This is a genomic window from Spongiactinospora rosea, from assembly GCF_003315795.1.
Classification (GTDB): Bacteria; Actinomycetota; Actinomycetes; order Streptosporangiales; family Streptosporangiaceae; genus Spongiactinospora; species Spongiactinospora rosea.
Window position 1 is genome coordinate 267009 of the sequence record NZ_QMEY01000001.1, and the last position, 16420, is coordinate 283428.

The following is a 16420-nucleotide window of genomic DNA, read 5'->3' on the forward strand; positions in this document are numbered from 1 at the left end:
TTTCAGAGATGAGCTTTCGCGATCTGCACCACGCCGGACGTCCGCTGCTGCTGCCGAACGCGTGGGACTACGCCACCGGGGCGGCGCTGGCGCGGGCCGGGTTCGCGGCGGTCGGTACGACCAGCCTGGGCGTGGCCGCGGCGGCGGGCAGGCCGGACGCGGCCGGGGACACCCGGGCGGAGACCCTGGCCCTGGCGCGGCTGCTGGCCCGGCTGCCCGTGCCGGTGAGCGTGGACGCCGAGAACGGTTTCTCCGACGACCCCGACGAGGTCGCCGCGCTGGTCGCGGAGCTGGCCGGGTACGGCATCGCCGGGGTCAACATCGAGGACGGCCGCGCGGACGGCTCCCTGACGCCGGTGGACCACCAGACCGCCGTGATCGCGGCCGCCAGGTCGGCCGCCCCGGGGATCTTCATCAACGCCCGCACCGACACGTTCTGGCTGGCCGGTGCCGCCGAGCCGGACCTGGCGGCGACGCTGCGGCGGGTCGAGGCGTACGCGGGCGCGGGGGCCGACGGCGTGTTCGTCCCCGGCGTGGCCCGGGAGGCCGACATCGCCGCCCTGGTCAGGGACGTCCCGCTGCCGCTCAACGTGCTGTTCCTGCCGGGCCGCACCGACGTCGACCGGCTGGCCGGCCTCGGCGTCCGCCGGGTCAGCCTGGGCTCACTGCTCTACCGCACCGCGCTGCACGCCGCGGTGAGCGCGGCCACCGCCATCCGCGACACCGGCACCGTGCCCGAAGCCCCGATCCCGTCCTACGCCGAAGTGCAGCGAATGCTCGCCGGCGAGTACTTCTAGGACGCCCAGGCGACCATCCAGTGCGGTTCGACCCGGTAGAAGGCCAGGTCGCCGCGGCGCATGAAGTCGCCGTAGAACTCGTCGAGGTAGGGCAGGACGTCCGGCCACGCCGGGTGGGCCGGGCCGTCGGCCGGGTTGAGCGGGTGCGCGGTGCCGTGGGTGAAGACGCCGAGGCGTTCGCCTTCGATGAGGGCGACGCTGACGGCCGGGCGGGCGGCGAGGTGGCGGGCCTTGGCCGCGGTCGTACTCGTGCCGAACACCCACCGGCCGTGCAGGAAGTGGCCGTCGCCCGCGCTGATCCGGGGCTCGCCCTTGGCGGTCACCGTGGAGATGGCCAGTGTCCGCATGCCGTCGAGCAGGCCGGTCAGCCGCTCGGCGGTCAGCGCCCGGTCACCGGCCCCGACGATCGACCGCAGGTGCGCGGTCGATCCGGAAAGGGAGTCGTCCAGGAGTCGCTGAAGTGCGGCGAGTTCGTCCGGTGTCTCACGCATGGACCTTATTGTCCCCGGCATTGTCCCCCGGCCCAGATGAGGCCCAGATGAGGCCCAGATGAGGCTCAGATGAGGACGTGCGCCTCCGGGTGCCCCACGAAGGAGAACTGCGCGTTGCGGGTCAGCTTGATGTGGTCGGCCTGCCAGGTGTGCATGTCGGCGTCGGCGCTGCGCCAGTAGACGAAGTTGAAGCGGTCGGCGGAGTAGATCTTGACGCCGTCGGCCTTGAGCGCGCGGACCATGCGGGTGTCCTCGCCGCGGGTGACGTCCTCGAAGGGGTAGGCCCGGAACATCTCGGCGCGGCCCAGGAAGGTGCCGCCCTGGACCAGGTGGGCGTAGCGGTGCTCCAGCCCTGGCAACCGGAGCATGGTGGTGTTCATGCCCTCGAAGTAGGTGTAGTGGGCGCCCTTGCCGACGAGTTCGGCGTCGGTGTAGTCGAAGGCGCGTACGAGGTCGGACAGGTAGTGCTCGCCGTACAGGTTGTCGTCGTCCATCTTGGCGATGTAGTCGCCGTCGGCGGCGGCGATGCCGAGGTTGAGGCACGCGCCCAGGGACAGCGAGGGGTCGGCGGGCAGGACGACGACGTCCGTGATGCCCGCCACGCGGGCCTTGTCGGCCACCACGACGGGGTCGATGGAAAGGCCGTGCAGGACCATCACGAGCTGGGTCGGGCGGTGGATCTGCTTGGCCACCGAGGAGATCGCGTGTTCGAGCTGGGCGGCGCGGTTGGTGGGCAGCACGACGGAGATCGAGCGTTCGCGCGGGGCCGGTGTACGGCCGAGCACGCCCAGGATCTGGTCCACCCGGTGCGCGAACAGGTGCTTGTCGAACACCTCGCGCATGGCCAGGTGGCCCTGCCGGGCGCGCAGCTCGGGGCTGTTGATCAGGTGCAGCACCTGGTTGTAGGACTCGATCGGCTCGCGGGCGATCGGCACCAGGTCGCCGAAGGTCTCCTCGATGGCCCGCGACCACCCCGACACCACCGGCGTGGAGCAGGCCGACAGCTCGAAGACCCGCCGGGCGCACATGGTGGGGGAGTCGAGCACCGAGTTGACGTTGAGGAAGACCTTGTAGAGCTTGTAGGCGGCGAGCATCCGGTCGTAGGGGAGTTCGCCGACGATGTGCGGCGCGTACTCCGGCGGCCAGGCGTACTTCTCGTCCACCTCGCCGTTGCGGGCGTAGATGTGCAGGCCCAGCTCGCGTACCGGGGCGAGCACGGTCTCCATCTGCTCGCGGCGCTCGGGGTGCTTGTCGCGGAAGTACATGCCGGCGAAGACGACGTCGTGCAGGCGGCCCTCGCGGGACTGGATCGGGTTGTGGACGCGCGGCTGCGCGGCGAACTGGAGGACGTCCACCCGGTCATGGCCCAGCACTTCCCGATATTTCGGGACCATGTCGCCGTCGCAGGTGAACACGTGGTCGAACAGCTTGGCCGTGTCGATGAAGAAGTCGAAGTTCGGCGGGTCCTCCTTGTTCCAGAAGACCGTGGGGATCCCCTCGGCGCGGCACCAGTCGATCAGGTCGCGCAGCTCCTGCTTGGGGGCGTTGGTACCGGTCATCTGGTAGCGCCAGCGGCCCTGGTTGCCGTGCCAGGCCGACTCGCAGAACAGGATTTCCGGCCGCCGCTCGGCGAAGATCTCCGGCCAGTCGCGCAGCCCGAACTCGATCTGGTCCCACTCGTACCGGAAGGCCATCCGGGAGAAGTCGTCCAGGATCACCGCGACCTTCAGGTCCGGCCGCGCCACCGGCCCGGCCGGCCACTTCACCATCGGCACGTCCACCTGCGGCCCGCGCCGCTCCACGGTATCGATCACCTCGGTGACCGGGGTGGGCGCGGACGGGGCCTTGTCCTTGGAGCGCATCGCGCGGACCACGCCGCCCGGGCTGCGCCCGCTCAGCGCCTCGCCCATCTTGTAGGAGCGCTTGGCCGACAGGGCGGAAAGCTTCCAGTTGGCGTACGCGGCCTTGGCCTCGGCGATCTCCAGCCGCCGCCGCAGTTCCCTGATCTCGGCCTCGTGGCGCTCCACGACCTTGCGCTCCTCGGGCAGCCAGTTGACCGGCCCGAGGCGGGTGAAAGCCGGGTCGGGAATGGGTTCCTGGGGCTCTTCTGGCATGGTGACGGCCTTCACGATCGAGGGATCTGTCATGCTACGGCGGTAGCCGCCGGAATTATGGGCTTTCAGCCGTTCTGGTAGGGAACGCTCAGAGTGTGCGCGGCGGGTGACAGGTTGTCCCCGCGCAGCCAGGCGGCCAGGACCCGGGCGATCCGCGGCCCGGAGACCCCGTCCCACAGCGGCGGCAGGTCGCCGCTCGGCGTCGCCGCGCCGTCCGCCAGCGCCTTCTCCGCGGCGGCGGGCAACTGCGCGGGCGTCACCAGCCGGTTGGTGCCGTGCGTGATGGTGATCGGCCGCTCGGTGTTGGCCCGCAGCGTCAGGCACGGCACGCCCAGCATGGTGGTCTCCTCCTGAACGCCCCCGGAGTCGGTCACCACCAGCGCCGCGCCCCGCACCAGCGAGAGGAAGTCGATGTACCCCAGCGGGTCGATCACCGAGAGCCGTTCGCCGGTCACCAGCCCGGCGGCGGCCAGCCGCTCGCGGCCCCGCGGGTGCAGCGGCACGACCACCGGGACCTGCCTGCTCACCTCGGCCACCGCCGTGACCAGCTCGCGCGCCGCGTCGGCGTCGTCCACGTTGGCGGGGCGGTGCAGGGTGCCCACCGCGTAGTGCTCGGGCAGCCCCAGGCGGTGGCGGACCGCCTTGGCGTCCAGCCTCGGCAGCGCGGCCTTCAGGCTGTCGATCATCGGGTTGCCGACCAGGTGGACCTTGGCCGGGTCCACGCCCTCGCGCGCCAGGTGCGACAGGGCCTCGGGGGAGGTGGCGAACAGCAGGTCGGCCAGGGAGTCGGTGACCACCCGGTTGACCTCTTCGGGCATCGCCCGGTCGAAGGAGCGCAGCCCCGCCTCCACGTGCGCGGTGGGGATGCCCAGCTTGGCGCACACCAGGATCGCGGCCAGCGTGGAGTTGACGTCGCCGTACACGACGACCAGGCCGGGGTCGTGTTCGAGCACGACCTCCTCCAGCCCGGTCAGCAGCGCGGCGGTCTGCTTGGCGTGCGAGCCGGAGCCCACCCCGAGATTGGCCAGCGGCTCGGGCAGGCCGAGGTCGGCGAAGAAGACGTCCGACATCAGGGCGTCGTAGTGCTGCCCGGTGTGGATGATCCCCTGGGGAACGTCCAGCTCGGCGAGGCCACGCACGACCGGGGCGGCCTTCACGAAGTTGGGCCTGGCCCCGAGCACATGGAGCACCAAGGGGACACGTTCCCTCATTGACCTCGCCTTTCTAATCGGGATATGACAAACGTTGCCTATGGTACGGTCGCCGCGTGGTTTCTGACGCCAGTCCGCCACAGTCCGGCAAGGTTTCCCCGAAGAGCGCGCGAGCGGGTCTGAAGGGCATCCTGAAGGGCTTCGTGCGCCACCCGGTCATCGTGTCCCGCGTCGTCGCCAGCCGCGTCAAGTCCGACCCCCTCAGGGTCGCCAACGCCGCCGCCGACACCCTGCCGCCCAAGCTGCGCCCCGTCGTGGGCAGCGTCGCCTGGCCGGCCGCGCGGCGGCTGCGCTGGGTCGCGCGCAAGCTCGGCATGCGCGTACTGCGCGGCCCATGGGACGAGGCGCGTGCGCACTTCGACGCCGGACGGATGACCGAGGCCGCGGGGGTGCTGGAGCCGCACGTCAAGTACCCGTTCATCCGCCGCAGGCACGAGTACTACGCGGGTGAGCTGGCCGCGATCCAGCCCGACCCGATCCCGCCCAAGCCCAAGGTCATCATGGGCGAGCCGGTGCCGGGACGCGTGCTGCACTGCGTGACCAACGCCCTGCCGTACACCCAGGCGGGCTACACCGTCCGCACCCACCGCATCGTCACCGCGCAGAAGGCCGCCGGGCTCGATCCGCACGTCGTGACGAGCTGGGGCTGGCCGATGCTCCAGGGGCATACCGACGTCGAGCCGTACGAGGAGATCGACCAGATCCCCTACCACCGGCTGCTGCCCAGCGGGCACGACGAGGTGCCGTTCGAGACCAGGGGCCGCATGCTCCGGGGCGCGGGCGAGGTCACCGAGCTGGTCAGGCGGCTGCGCCCGCAGGTGCTGCACGCGGCGACCGACCACCGCAACGGCTCGGTGGCGCTGGCCGTGCGCGAGCGCACCGGCACGCCGGTCGTCTACGAGGTCCGGGGCTTCCTGGAGGAGACCTGGGTCTCCCGCAACCCCGAGCTGCGCTCCGGCAGCGAGCGGCACAAGCTCCAGCGCGAGCGCGAGGCGCACCTGATGCGCTCGGCGGACGCGGTCGTCACCCTCGCCGAGACGATGGCCGTGGAGATCGTCGAGCGCGGCGTACCGCGCGAGCGCATCCACCTGGCCCCCAACGCGGTGGACGACTCGCTGCTGACCGCCGAGTACGACGGGGCGGCCTTCCGCGCCGCCTACGGCATCGAGCCCGGCGAGGTCGTCGTCGGCTCGGTGTCGAGCATCGTGGCCTATGAGGGGTTCGCCACACTTCTCAACGCCGCCGCGCTGCTGCGCGACGCGGGCACGCCGGTCCGGGTGCTGCTGGTCGGCGACGGCGCCGAGCGGCCCGCGCTGCTCGAACTGGTCGAGGAACTGGGCCTCACCGACGCCGTGCTGCCCGGCCGGGTCGGGCCCGAGGAGGCGCTACAGGCCCAGGCGGCCATCGACATCTTCGTCTGCCCGCGCGATGACCTGCGGGTCTGCCGCCTGGTGACGCCGCTCAAACCGGTCGAGGCGATGGCCCTCGGCAAACCGGTCGTGCTCAGCGACCTGCCCGCGCTGTCGGAGCTGGTCGGCTCGGACGGTGCCGGGCTGCTGGTCCCCGCCCAAGACCCCGAGGCCCTGGCCAACGCCCTCGCGGGCCTGCGCGAGGACCCGGCGCGGCGGGCCGCGATGGGCGAGGCGGGCAAGGCCGAGGTCGCGGCCAAGCGGACGTGGAGTCGCGTGGCCGAGACGTACCGTGATCTCTACCGATCCCTTGACATCAGATGACTCGCGCGTTTGGTAGTGGATCTGATGGGTTCATTCGCATTACGCGTGGCTGGTGCAGACTTGAGATAGCCTTTGCGACCATGAAGTGTTCTTTCCGGCTCCCCAGGGTCCACCGTGAACGAGTTTGACCTCGCCGTCATCGGTCTTGGGTACGTCGGTATGCCGCTGGCCAAGGAGGCCGCGGGGGCAGGGCTGCGCGTCGTGGGGCTCGACGTTGACGCAGGCAAGGTCGACGCGCTCAACGCCGGCCAGTCGTACATCGACGACCTGACCGACGCCGATCTCGACCAGATGCTGAAGAACGGCTTCACCGCCACCTTCGACGAGGCGGTGCTCGCCCGTGCCGACACGATCGTCATCTGCGTGCCCACCCCGCTCGACGACGACCACCGGCCCGACCTGTCCGCCGTGGAGGGCGCGACCAAGGCGGTGTCGCGGCACCTGACCGCCGGCACCCTGGTCGTCCTGGAGTCCACCACCTGGCCCGGCACCACCGACGAGGTGGCCCGCCCGCTCCTGGAGAGCTCCGGCCTCGTCGCCGGGCGCGACTTCCACCTGGCCTTCTCGCCGGAGCGGATCGACCCCGGCAACCCGAAGTTCGGCCTGCGCAACACGCCCAAGGTGGTCGGCGGCTACACGCCGGCCTGCCTGGACCGCGCCGCCGCGTTCTACGCTCGCTTCGTGGAGCAGGTGGTGCGGGTCAGCGGCACCCGCGAGGCCGAGATGGCCAAGCTGCTGGAGAACACCTACAGGCACGTCAACATCGCCCTCGTCAACGAGATGGCGATCTTCTGCGACGAGCTGGGCGTGGACCTGTGGGAGTCGATAGAGGCCGCCGCCACCAAGCCGTTCGGGTTCCAGAAGTTCCTGCCGGGGCCCGGCGTCGGCGGGCACTGCATCCCGGTCGATCCGAGCTACCTGTCGTACACGGTGCGCAAGCTGGGCTACCCGTTCCGGTTCGTGGAGCTGGCCCAGGAGATCAACGAGCGGATGCCCGCCTACGTGGTGGCCCGCGTACAGCGGCTGCTCAACCGGCACCGCAAGGCGGTCAACGGCTCGCGGGTGCTGCTGCTCGGCGTCACCTACAAACCCGACATCGCCGACGAACGCGAGACCCCCGCCGTGCCCCTCGCCCGGGCGCTCCGCGAGCTGGGGGCCGAGCTGGCCTTCGTCGACCCGTACGTCAAGGACTGGCGGGTCGATGGCAGTAACGTGCCGCGTGAGGACGACCTCGCCGAGGCCGTCGCCGCGGCCGACATCACGGTGCTGCTCCAGCAGCACTCCGTCTTCGACCTCGCGACCATTGAGGAGCGGGCCGGTCTTGTGCTCGACACCCGAGGCGTTCTCGCCGAGGGCGAACGCGTCGAGCGGCTGTAGGGGGTTCCGCGCGTGCACGTGCTCGTCATGACGGTGGTTCATCACCCTGAGGACGCGCGGATTCTGCACAGGCAGATCCGTGCGCTGGTGGACGCCGGTCATGAGGTCACGTACGCCGCGCCGTACACCGCGCGCGGCGTGGTGCCGCGCTCGTGGGTGACCGGGGTCGATCTGCCCAGGGCGGCCGAGCGCAAACGCTTCGCCGCCGTGCGTGCCGCCCGCAACCTGTTCAAGCGGCTGCGCGACAAGGTCGACGTGGCGCTGATCCATGACCCCGAGCTGCTGTTCGCGGTGGCGGGCGTGCGCCGCCGCCCGCCCGTGGTGTGGGACGTCCACGAGGACACCCCGGCCACCCTCTCGCTCAAGCCGTGGCTGCCGCGCCTGCTGCGCCCCCCGGTGCGCGCCTTAGCGCGCGTCCTTGAGGGCACGGCCGAGCGCCACCTGCACCTGCTCCTCGCCGAGACCGCGTACGCGGGCCGGTTCCGCCAGGCCCACCTGGTGGTGCCGAACGAGACCTGGGTGCCCGACACCGTCACCCCGCCGGGCGATGACCGGGTGGTCTACCTCGGCTGGCTGTCGGAGGCGCGCGGGGTGCGCGAGGCGGTCGAGGTCGGCCGGCTGCTCCAGCCGTACCGGGTCACCGTCGAGCTGATCGGCTACGCCGACCCCCAGTCCCGGCCCGTGCTGAACCAGGCGGTCGCCGACGGCGTGCTGGAGTGGCGCGACTTCATGCCCAACGACGAGGCCCTGAAGCGGCTGGACGGCGCCCTGGCCGGGCTGTCGCTGCTGCACGACGAGCCCAACTACCGGCACTCCATGCCCACCAAGATCGTGGAGTACATGGCGCACGGCATCCCGGTGATCACCACTCCCTCCCCCCGCGCGGTGGAGCTGGTCGAGCGCTACCACAGCGGCATGGTGGTGCCCTGGGAGGACGCCCAGGCGGTCGCCAAGGCCGTCCTGGCGCTCAAGGACGACGAGCGCGAGCGCCGGGCGCAGGGCGCGCGGGGCTACTCGGCCGCCCGGGCCAACCACCACTGGCCCAACTCCGCCCGCAGGTTCGTGGCCCAGCTCGAAGCGTGGGCAGGGGTCCGGCGGGCGGGCGCGAAGAAGCGCTGACCGACGTCCGCGAGAGCGACCCTCTGACGTCCGGATTTATCTGGCATTGATATCAAGGGCGGTAATCTCCTGAAAGTGCGCTGGCTCACCGTTCTCCTGGGAGCGGCGATCATCGCCGCGGTCGCGGCCGTCGTCATCGTGATCCCCAAGGAGCCGCCCGCCCGGCGCACCGCCGAGCGGAAGGCGCCCGCCGTACCTCAGGCCAGCCTGTTCACCGACCCCTGCGGCACCTTCGACACCGGCACCCGCACGCCGTACGCGGTGACCGGCTACTGGCTGGTCCCCACCTCCAACGAGTGCACCTGGCGCAAGCAGCTCGAAGCCATCCACAAGGTCGGCGGCGACACGGTGATCAGGCTCGGCACCGGCCTGCAGCCCCGCTACGTGGACGAGGAGGGCCGTATCATGACCAAGGACATGGAGGTGGACTCCCGCTACGCGCCCTGTGAGGAGGACGGCCTGACGTGCGTACAGGCCGCCGAACGCGACCTCAAGAAGATCAACCGCGCCAACCGGATCACCTGGACCTACGTCTACCGCACCGACGAGCGCTTCGGTGACGGCGTCTTCCGCTGTCCGGAGGTGGAGCGCTCGATCACCATCGGCAAGACCGTCTTCCACCGGCTGATCGCCCCCCAGGACGGCACCGACGACGCGGGCTGCGACTTCACCAAGCCGCGCAACTACCACCTGATCATCGTCGCGGCGGCCCGCGAGGACAGCCTGACCCAGCTCCTCGACCTCGCCGACCGCTTCCACATGCGGGTCTTTCCCGCGCTGCCGCTGGCCCCGCGCAACCCCGCCCAGCCCACCAAGGCCGACCCCCGCCACATCGGCACGCTGACCACGCTGACCCGCCGCATCCTCCAGGACTACGGGCGGCGCCACCGCGACCGTTCCTCGCTGGGCGGGGTGTACCAGCCGTTCGAGCTGCAGATGCGGCAGATGCGGTTCGACGGCGGCGAGAGCGACAACGACACCCTGCGGGTGTACGCCGAGCAGCACAACATCGTGGCGCAGGAGCTGCCCGGCAAGCCGATCCTGGTCAGCCCCTACCTGGACGCCCGCAGGCGGGTCGGTTTCGGGGCCACGCCCAAGGAGGTCGCCGCCGGGTTCGAGGCCCTGGCCAGGACCGGCGTGGAGATCATCGCCCCGCAGGACAGCCGCGGCACCGGCAAGGTCGGCCTGTACTGGCCCGACGAGCGCGACAGCCCGGTGGACGAACGGCTGCGCCCGACGGTCGGCGAGACCACGTACGGCACGGCGTACCACGGCTCCACGCGCGACTACTACCGGGCCATGGCCGAGGCCCGCGACCGGGTGGCCGCCGAGGGCCACAACGTGCAACTGTGGGCCAACGTGGAGGCGTTCGAGCCGTCCGGCGAGCAGCGGTGCGGCGCCCAGGGCACCCGCGGCGCCACCGACAAGCGCCGCCTGGACGCCGCGGTCACCCTCACCGGCCGCTACGTCTCCAAGGTCATCTCCTACATGTGGAGCGACTTCTTCACCTGCGGTTCGCCCTCGCTGTCGCAGCAGATCGCGGCCGACCACGATCGCCCGATGGCCGTGGACGCCATCCACAAGCCCCGCGGCATCCAGGACGGGCTGGAGATCCGCGGCTACAACCTGGCGAACACGCGGGTGAACGTGACCTGGGAGGGCCTTGCCGCACCGAAGACCGTCGACGCGCGGGCGGCGGGCTGGCACGACCCGACGCCGCTCCCGGGGATGCCCGCGGGCACCGAGACGCTGTGGGTGCCGCTGGACTGGCGGGACGTGCCGCAGGGCGAGTGGCTGCGGGTGGAGGTCGTCTCGCCGGACGGCCGGGCGGCGGCCGAGCCGTTGCACGTCAATGCGTCCTGATCGGTGCTTCGAGGTTCACCCTGCGGACGGCCCGCTCGGTGTAACGTGCACGGCATGACCCCGCGCATCCCGGTCAGCGTGGATCTGGTCGTGCTCACCGTGCGCTTCGCGGAGCTGTGCGCGCTGGTGTGGCGGCGCGACCGCCCGCCGTACTCGGGGCGCTGGGCGCTGAGCGGCGGCTTCATCCACCTCGACGAAGACCTCCCGGCCGCCGCGGCCCGGGTGCTCGCCGAGCGGGCCGGCCTGCCCGGGGCCCCGGTCCACCTGGAGCAGTTGCAGACCTACGGCTATCCCGACCGCGACCCGCGCCAGCGGGTGCTGAGCGTGGCCTACCTGGGCCTCGCGCCCGACCTGCCCGCCTCCACCGAGGCCCACATGAGCTGGCGGCCGCTGACCGAGCTGTCCGAGATGGCCTTCGACCACCGGCGGATCATGCTCGACGGCATCGAGCGGGCCCGCTCCAAGCTGGAGTACACCTCGCTGGGCGCGGCGTTCTGCCCGCCCGCGTTCACGGTGGCCGAGCTGCGCCGGGTCTACGAGATCGTGTGGGGCCGCACCCTCGACCCGCGCAACTTCCACCGCAAGGTCACCAAGGCCGAGGGCTTCCTCGTGCCCACCGGCCACAGCACCACCAGGGACGGCGGGCGACCCGCGATGCTGTACCGGCGCGGCCCGGCCGAGCTGCTGCGCCCGCCGATGATGCGCCCCGCCAAGGACGCCGTGCGCCTGTAGGAGCGTGCCCTGTCAGGGGGGACCACGGGGGCGGGGGTTATCGTGTGGCCATGCCTCGTTTCCGCGCGATTTTGGACACCGTGCCGCCGTACAAGGCCGGAAAGACCGCCGTCTCACCCGACGGCCGCTCCTACAAGCTTTCGTCCAACGAGTCCCCCTACGGCCCGCTGCCCTCCGTGGTCGAGGCGGTCGCCGCGGCCGCGCGCGACATGCAGCTCTACCCCGACCCGGCCGCGACCGACCTGACGCGGGCCATCGCCGAGCGCTACGACGTGCCGGCGGAGCACGTGGGGCTCGGTCCCGGCTCGGTGACGCTGGCCCAGCAGCTTCTCGCGACGGTTTGCGACCCGGGGGCCGAGGTGCTGTACGCGTGGCGGTCGTTCGAGGCGTATCCGCTGCTCGCTGACCTGGCCGGGATGACCTCGGTGCGCGTGCCGCTGGCCGCCGGCACCCACGACCTGGACGCGATGGCGGCGGCGATCACCCCGCGGACCCGCCTGATCTTCGTCTGCAACCCGAACAACCCGACCGGCACGGTGGTCCGCCGGGAGGAGCTGGTGCGGTTCCTGGACCGGGTGCCGGGCGAGGTGCTGGTGATCCTCGACGAGGCGTACCGCGAGTACGTCAGGGACGCCGACGTGCCCGACGGCCTCACCCTCTACCGCGACCGTCCCAACGTGGCGGTGCTGCGCACCTTCTCCAAGGCGTACGGCCTGGCGGGGCTGCGGCTGGGCTACCTGATCGGCCAGGAGCCGGTGGCGGCGGCGGTCCGGAAGGTCATGATGCCGTTCGCGATCAACCACCTGGCGCAGGTCGCGGGCATCGCCTCGCTGGCCGCCGAGGACGAGCTGCTGGAGCGCGTGGAGCTGGTCGTCAAGGAGCGCACGCGGGTCCGTGAGGCCCTGCTGGGCCAGGGCTGGGACGTCCCCGCCACCGAGGCCAACTTCGTGTGGCTGGCGCTGGGTGAGGACACCGCGGCGTTCGCCGAGACGTGCGCGGCCGAGGGCCTCGCCGTACGGCCGTTCCATCCGGAGGGCGCGCGGGTCTCCATCGGCTCTCCCGAGGCCAACGACGCCTTCCTGGCGGTCGCGGCGGCCTTCAGGTCCGCCCGGACGTGAGCTGCGGCTCGTCCGCCGGTTCGGCGGGCCGTGCTCGCCGCCCGCTGGACGACACCACGAGTGCCACGCCCGCGACGATCACGAGCCCGCCCAGGACGACCTGCGTCGTGATGGGCTCGCCCAGCACGATCGCGCCCAGGAGGACGGCCACCACGGGGTTGACGTACGCGTAGGTCGAGACCAGCGAGATCGGGGCGTTGCCCAGCAGCCAGGCGTACGACGTGAAGCCGATCAGCGAGCCCACCAGGACCATGTAGACCAGCCCGGCCCAGGAACCGCCGGAGATCTCGGCCAGGTGCAGCCGCTCGCCGCCGATCAGGCCGCCCGCCACCAGGACCAGGCCGCCCGCCAGCATCTCCACCGTGCTCGCCGCGAACGGGTTGGGCGGCATCGGGATGCGCGCGGCCAGGAACGACCCGATCGACCAGAGCAGGGACGCGACCAGGACGATCACCACGCCCTGCGTGTTCGACCCGCCCGTGCCACCGGTGAGCGACAGCGCCGCCACCCCGCCGAAGCCGACCAGCACCCCGGCGAACGTCATCAGGTTGGGCCGGTCCCGCACCAGCACCCGGAAGATCACCAGCCACAGCGGCACCGAGGCCACCAGGAGCGCGGCGAGCCCGCTGCCGATGTACTGCTCGGCGACCGAGACCATGCCGTTGCCGCCGGTCAGCAGCAGCACGCCGACCAGCGCCGCACCGCCGAACTGGCGTGCGGACATGCGAAAGGCCCCCCGCTTCCGCACCAGCAGGAACGCGCCGAGCAGAAGCCCCGCCGCCAGGAAGCGCAGCGCTGCTCCCAGCAGCGGCGGAATCGTCTCGATCATGACCGCGATGCCGAGGTACGTAGAACCCCATACCACGTACACGATCGCCAGCGCGCCCCAGATCAGCAACGATTGGCGGCGGACAGCATCAACTGACCCCATGGCTCATTACAGTACCGGCTGCCGCCGTGAAAACACTCGCCAGGGTCGGACCCCACGTCCGACCTCAGCGCGTGCCGAGCTTCTCCACGATGAGCCGGTAGAGCTGCCGGGGTCTGCCGGGCTGCGGGGTGCGGTTGGGCGGCAGCGGCCACGCGAGTCCCTCGTCCACCAGCGTGCGCAGCAACCGCCGTGCCGTACGCGGGGTCACGCCGAGCATCCGCCCCGCGCTCTCCGCGTCCACCACCGTGTCCCCGCCCTCCAGCTTGGCCGCCAGCCTCGCCAGGACCTCCACGCCCTTGGGCTTGATGGGTCCTGACCCCGCCGGGGGCATCCTGGGGGGCGGCACCAGCGCCCGGCCCTCGCGGTCCACCGCGAAGCCCTGGCCCTGCTTGCCCGTCTGGGTGCGCGCCAGCGCCGCTCTGGCGTGGCTCTCGGCGTCGTGGGTGGTGCGGCCCATGCCGACCCCCACCTCCACCGCCAGACCCAGCTCGTCGCGGATCCTGGCCGCGAACGGCATCACCCGGAACCCGTCCGTCGCCGCCGCCACCGAACCCCTCGTCGCCGTCACCAGATAGCTGTGATCGTCGATCGGCCACACCGTCGCGTTGATCCGGTTGGCCTCCTGCACCAGCAATCGGTGCAGCGAGAGGCGCAGCTCGTCGCGCCAGTACCGGGGCGCGGCCCGGCGTACCGGCTCGCGCAACGTCGGCACCTCGACGACCACCACCGTGAGCTGGGATTCCTCCAGCCGGTGGTGCGCGCCGAGCAGCGCCGCGGTGTGCAGCGCCGTGCGGACGGCCGCGGACGTCGGCCGGATCCGGATCACCGGAATCGAGGCCGCCTGCAACCGTTCGGCCACCGCGGGCAGGCACGTCAGCGCCCCGCTGGTGGCTCCCTGTCTGGCCAGCCGCTCGTGGTACGCGGCCAGCGTGCCCGTCGCTCCAGGCTCGTCGCGGCTGTGCACCTCCGCACTGGCCAGCCCGAGATCGGAGTAAGCCTCCTCCACCTCGGGCCGGGTCAGAACGTCGATGCTGACCCTTTCAGGGTCGATCCGCTCGTCCAATGCGGCCCGGGCCAATGCCGCCACGAGTGCCGCTCCACCGAGCTGAACATAAGTCGCCGGCATTGTGAGCACGCCCGAACGCCGGGCGATGTCGTAAGGGACAGGGCTCGCGAAAAGGCAGGCGTCAACGCCTGGCCCAAGCCTTGTCACCTTGTCGGCGGCTTCCTGTTCATCCCGATAAGCGGCAGCCACGAGTCGGCATGGCAGCGGTGCCGCGGCATGCCCCATGAGCATCACGCGCTCGACCAGATCGTGTGGTCCCACCACCCCGATGGTGAGATCCGGCGTCATGGTGCCCGGACGTGACACTCGGGGTGTTTCTTCGCCCCGCTCGACCAATGTTCGTCCCATCCTGCCATCCGTTTGTGGTGCTCTCTTTTGGAACGATCGCTCGCGAGGGCCATAATGTCACGCCCGGATTTTAGCCAATACCGTTCCCGTGGCTCGAAGTTCTGGTAAAGACGCAGGTCAGCATGGGAAAAGGGACGATTTCATGTGGTGCAAATCTCTCGCGTGACATCGGCGCCCAGAGCCTGCATGCGTTCGGCCAGATGGGCGTGCCCGCGATCGATGAGATAGCCGTTGGAGATCACGGTCTCCCCTTCGGCGGCCAGTCCCGCGAGAACGAGCGCGATACCCGAGCGCAGATCGTGAGCGGTCACGCTCGTTCCGGTGAGGGGAGCGCCGCCGTGCACCACTGCGCGGCTGCCTTCCACCTCGATGGTGGCGCCCATCCGGTTGAGTTCGGCGGCGAGTGCGAAGCGGCCGTCGAAAATGCGCTCGTGAATATAGCTCGCGCCATCGGCGAGACAGGCGACCGTCATGATGGGCGACTGGAGGTCGGTGGCGAATCCGGGGAAGGTGTCGGTGATCACGTTGATCGGGCGCAGCGTGCGGTCCCTGCCGACGTTGAGGACCGCGCCCTGGTCGGCGAACTCGACCCCCATCTGCTCCAGCTTCCAGCGGACCACGCCGAGGTGGTCGAGCTGCGCGCCGACCAGGTTGACCTCGCCGCCGGTGATGGCCGCGGCCATGGCGAACACGCCCGCGTCCAGCCGGTCGGGCATCACCTGGTGCTCGACCGCGCGCAGCTCGTCGACGCCCTGGACGGTGATGAACCCGGTGCCGCCGCCGCTGATCTTCGCGCCCATCTTGGTGAGCATCTCGATCACGTCGAGGACCTCGGGCTCCAGCGCGGCGTTCTCGATCACCGTGGTGCCCGAGGCCAGCGCGGCGGCCATGATCAGGTTTTCGGTGCCGGTGTGCGACGGCGTGTCCAGGTAGAGGGAGGCGCCGGTCAGCCCGGCGGCCTTGACCGTGATGACGGTCTCGCCGTCGTCCACGACCGCGCCGAGGCGCTTGTAGCCGAGATAGTGGAAGTCGAGGTTACGGCTGCCCAGGTTGCAGCCGCCGATGCCCTCGATCACGGCCTCGCCGAGCCGGTGCAGCAGCGCCGGGACGAACAGCACCGAGCCGCGGAAGCGGCGGGCGATCTCGGCAGGCAGCACCGCGCTCGTCAGTTTGGAGGCGTCGATCACCAAGGTGCGCTCGGCCTCGTGCAGCTCCACCCTGGCGCCGACGGCCTCGGCGAGCTCGACGGCGCGGCGGACATCCTCGATGATCGGCACGTTGCGCAGCACCGTGCGGCCCTCGGTCGCCAGCAGCGCCGCGCCGATCATCGGCAGCACGGCGTTCTTCGCACCCTGGATGAAGGCGGTGCCACGCAGTGCGTTGCCACCACGCACGCGGTAACGGACCATTCGCGTCAAGCTCCTTGGCAGTAACGGGGGTGGCTCACCGGGGGGGAATTTCGGCTAGTGAGCTTCCGCAGGGGTTATCGCGGCCCACAGTAGCCGTTGTGGGGGGATGAC

At 71.1% G+C, this 16420-nt stretch carries 13 protein-coding genes; 7 read left to right on the top strand and 6 right to left on the bottom strand.

Annotation, left to right across the window (positions count from 1 at the left end):
* Positions 1-8 precede the first annotated feature (8 nt).
* Positions 9-797, top strand: coding sequence for an isocitrate lyase/PEP mutase family protein (locus DP939_RS01290; protein ID WP_113977847.1), 789 nt, complete (start codon positions 9-11; stop codon positions 795-797).
* Here the strand turns inward: DP939_RS01290 and DP939_RS01295 are convergent.
* The 3 genes from DP939_RS01295 to wecB form a co-directional block, all read right to left on the bottom strand.
* Positions 794-1288 (bottom strand): pyridoxamine 5'-phosphate oxidase family protein, encoded by a 495-nt coding sequence (locus tag DP939_RS01295; protein WP_113977849.1) that lies wholly within the window; start codon positions 1286-1288, stop codon positions 794-796. The genes DP939_RS01290 and DP939_RS01295 overlap by 4 nt on opposite strands.
* 65 nt (positions 1289-1353) lie before the next feature.
* Positions 1354-3435, bottom strand: coding sequence for a glycosyltransferase family protein (locus DP939_RS01300; RefSeq protein ID WP_225877990.1), 2082 nt, complete (start codon positions 3433-3435; stop codon positions 1354-1356).
* Between the two features lie 32 nt (positions 3436-3467).
* Positions 3468-4613, bottom strand: coding sequence for a non-hydrolyzing UDP-N-acetylglucosamine 2-epimerase (gene wecB / locus DP939_RS01305; protein WP_113977851.1), 1146 nt, complete (start codon positions 4611-4613; stop codon positions 3468-3470).
* A gap of 56 nt (positions 4614-4669) precedes the next feature.
* Here wecB and DP939_RS01310 point away from each other — a divergent pair, with 56 nt between their 5' ends.
* The 6 genes from DP939_RS01310 to hisC all read left to right on the top strand — a co-directional run bounded on the left by DP939_RS01310 (position 4670) and on the right by hisC (position 12555).
* Positions 4670-6346, top strand: coding sequence for a glycosyltransferase (locus DP939_RS01310; RefSeq protein WP_113977854.1), 1677 nt, complete (start codon positions 4670-4672; stop codon positions 6344-6346).
* A 114-nt stretch (positions 6347-6460) separates the two neighbouring features.
* On the top strand, positions 6461-7723 hold the full coding sequence (locus DP939_RS01315) for a nucleotide sugar dehydrogenase (RefSeq protein WP_113977856.1): 1263 nt from the start codon (positions 6461-6463) through the stop codon (positions 7721-7723).
* A gap of 12 nt (positions 7724-7735) precedes the next feature.
* Positions 7736-8842, top strand: coding sequence for a glycosyltransferase (locus DP939_RS01320; protein ID WP_199564896.1), 1107 nt, complete (start codon positions 7736-7738; stop codon positions 8840-8842).
* A gap of 75 nt (positions 8843-8917) precedes the next feature.
* Positions 8918-10705: a DUF4434 domain-containing protein gene (locus tag DP939_RS01325; protein ID WP_113977859.1), complete on the top strand. Its 1788-nt coding sequence runs from the start codon at positions 8918-8920 to the stop codon at positions 10703-10705.
* A gap of 54 nt (positions 10706-10759) precedes the next feature.
* A complete protein-coding gene (locus DP939_RS01330) occupies positions 10760-11437 on the top strand; it encodes an NUDIX hydrolase (RefSeq protein ID WP_113977862.1) in 678 nt (225 codons plus the stop codon).
* A 50-nt stretch (positions 11438-11487) separates the two neighbouring features.
* Positions 11488-12555, top strand: a complete 1068-nt coding sequence (gene hisC, locus DP939_RS01335) for a histidinol-phosphate transaminase (protein ID WP_199564897.1) — start codon at positions 11488-11490, stop codon at positions 12553-12555.
* Here the strand turns inward: hisC and DP939_RS01340 are convergent.
* The 3 genes from DP939_RS01340 to murA form a co-directional block, all read right to left on the bottom strand.
* Positions 12536-13486: an EamA family transporter gene (locus tag DP939_RS01340; protein WP_113977864.1), complete on the bottom strand. Its 951-nt coding sequence runs from the start codon at positions 13484-13486 to the stop codon at positions 12536-12538. The two genes, hisC and DP939_RS01340, sit on opposite strands and share 20 nt — an antisense overlap.
* A 64-nt stretch (positions 13487-13550) precedes the next feature.
* The gene (locus DP939_RS01345; protein ID WP_111169872.1) at positions 13551-14840 is read right to left on the bottom strand and encodes a transcriptional regulator; all 1290 of its coding nucleotides are present in this window, start codon (positions 14838-14840) and stop codon (positions 13551-13553) included.
* 200 nt (positions 14841-15040) lie between these two features.
* The gene (murA, locus tag DP939_RS01350) at positions 15041-16318 is read right to left on the bottom strand and encodes a UDP-N-acetylglucosamine 1-carboxyvinyltransferase (RefSeq protein ID WP_113977866.1); all 1278 of its coding nucleotides are present in this window, start codon (positions 16316-16318) and stop codon (positions 15041-15043) included.
* Between the last annotated feature and the right edge of the window lie 102 nt (positions 16319-16420).

Coding starts and splice junctions, on each gene's coding strand:
- DP939_RS01340 (WP_113977864.1), bottom strand. CDS start 13,486: ATGGGGTCAGTTGATGCTGTCCGCCGCCAATCGTTGCTGATCTGGGGC.
- wecB (WP_113977851.1), bottom strand. CDS start 4,613: ATGAGGGAACGTGTCCCCTTGGTGCTCCATGTGCTCGGGGCCAGGCCC.
- DP939_RS01345 (WP_111169872.1), bottom strand. CDS start 14,840: ATGACGCCGGATCTCACCATCGGGGTGGTGGGACCACACGATCTGGTC.
- DP939_RS01300 (WP_225877990.1), bottom strand. CDS start 3,435: ATGACAGATCCCTCGATCGTGAAGGCCGTCACCATGCCAGAAGAGCCC.
- DP939_RS01290 (WP_113977847.1), top strand. CDS start 9: ATGAGCTTTCGCGATCTGCACCACGCCGGACGTCCGCTGCTGCTGCCG.
- DP939_RS01330 (WP_113977862.1), top strand. CDS start 10,760: ATGACCCCGCGCATCCCGGTCAGCGTGGATCTGGTCGTGCTCACCGTG.
- DP939_RS01295 (WP_113977849.1), bottom strand. CDS start 1,288: ATGCGTGAGACACCGGACGAACTCGCCGCACTTCAGCGACTCCTGGAC.
- hisC (WP_199564897.1), top strand. CDS start 11,488: ATGCCTCGTTTCCGCGCGATTTTGGACACCGTGCCGCCGTACAAGGCC.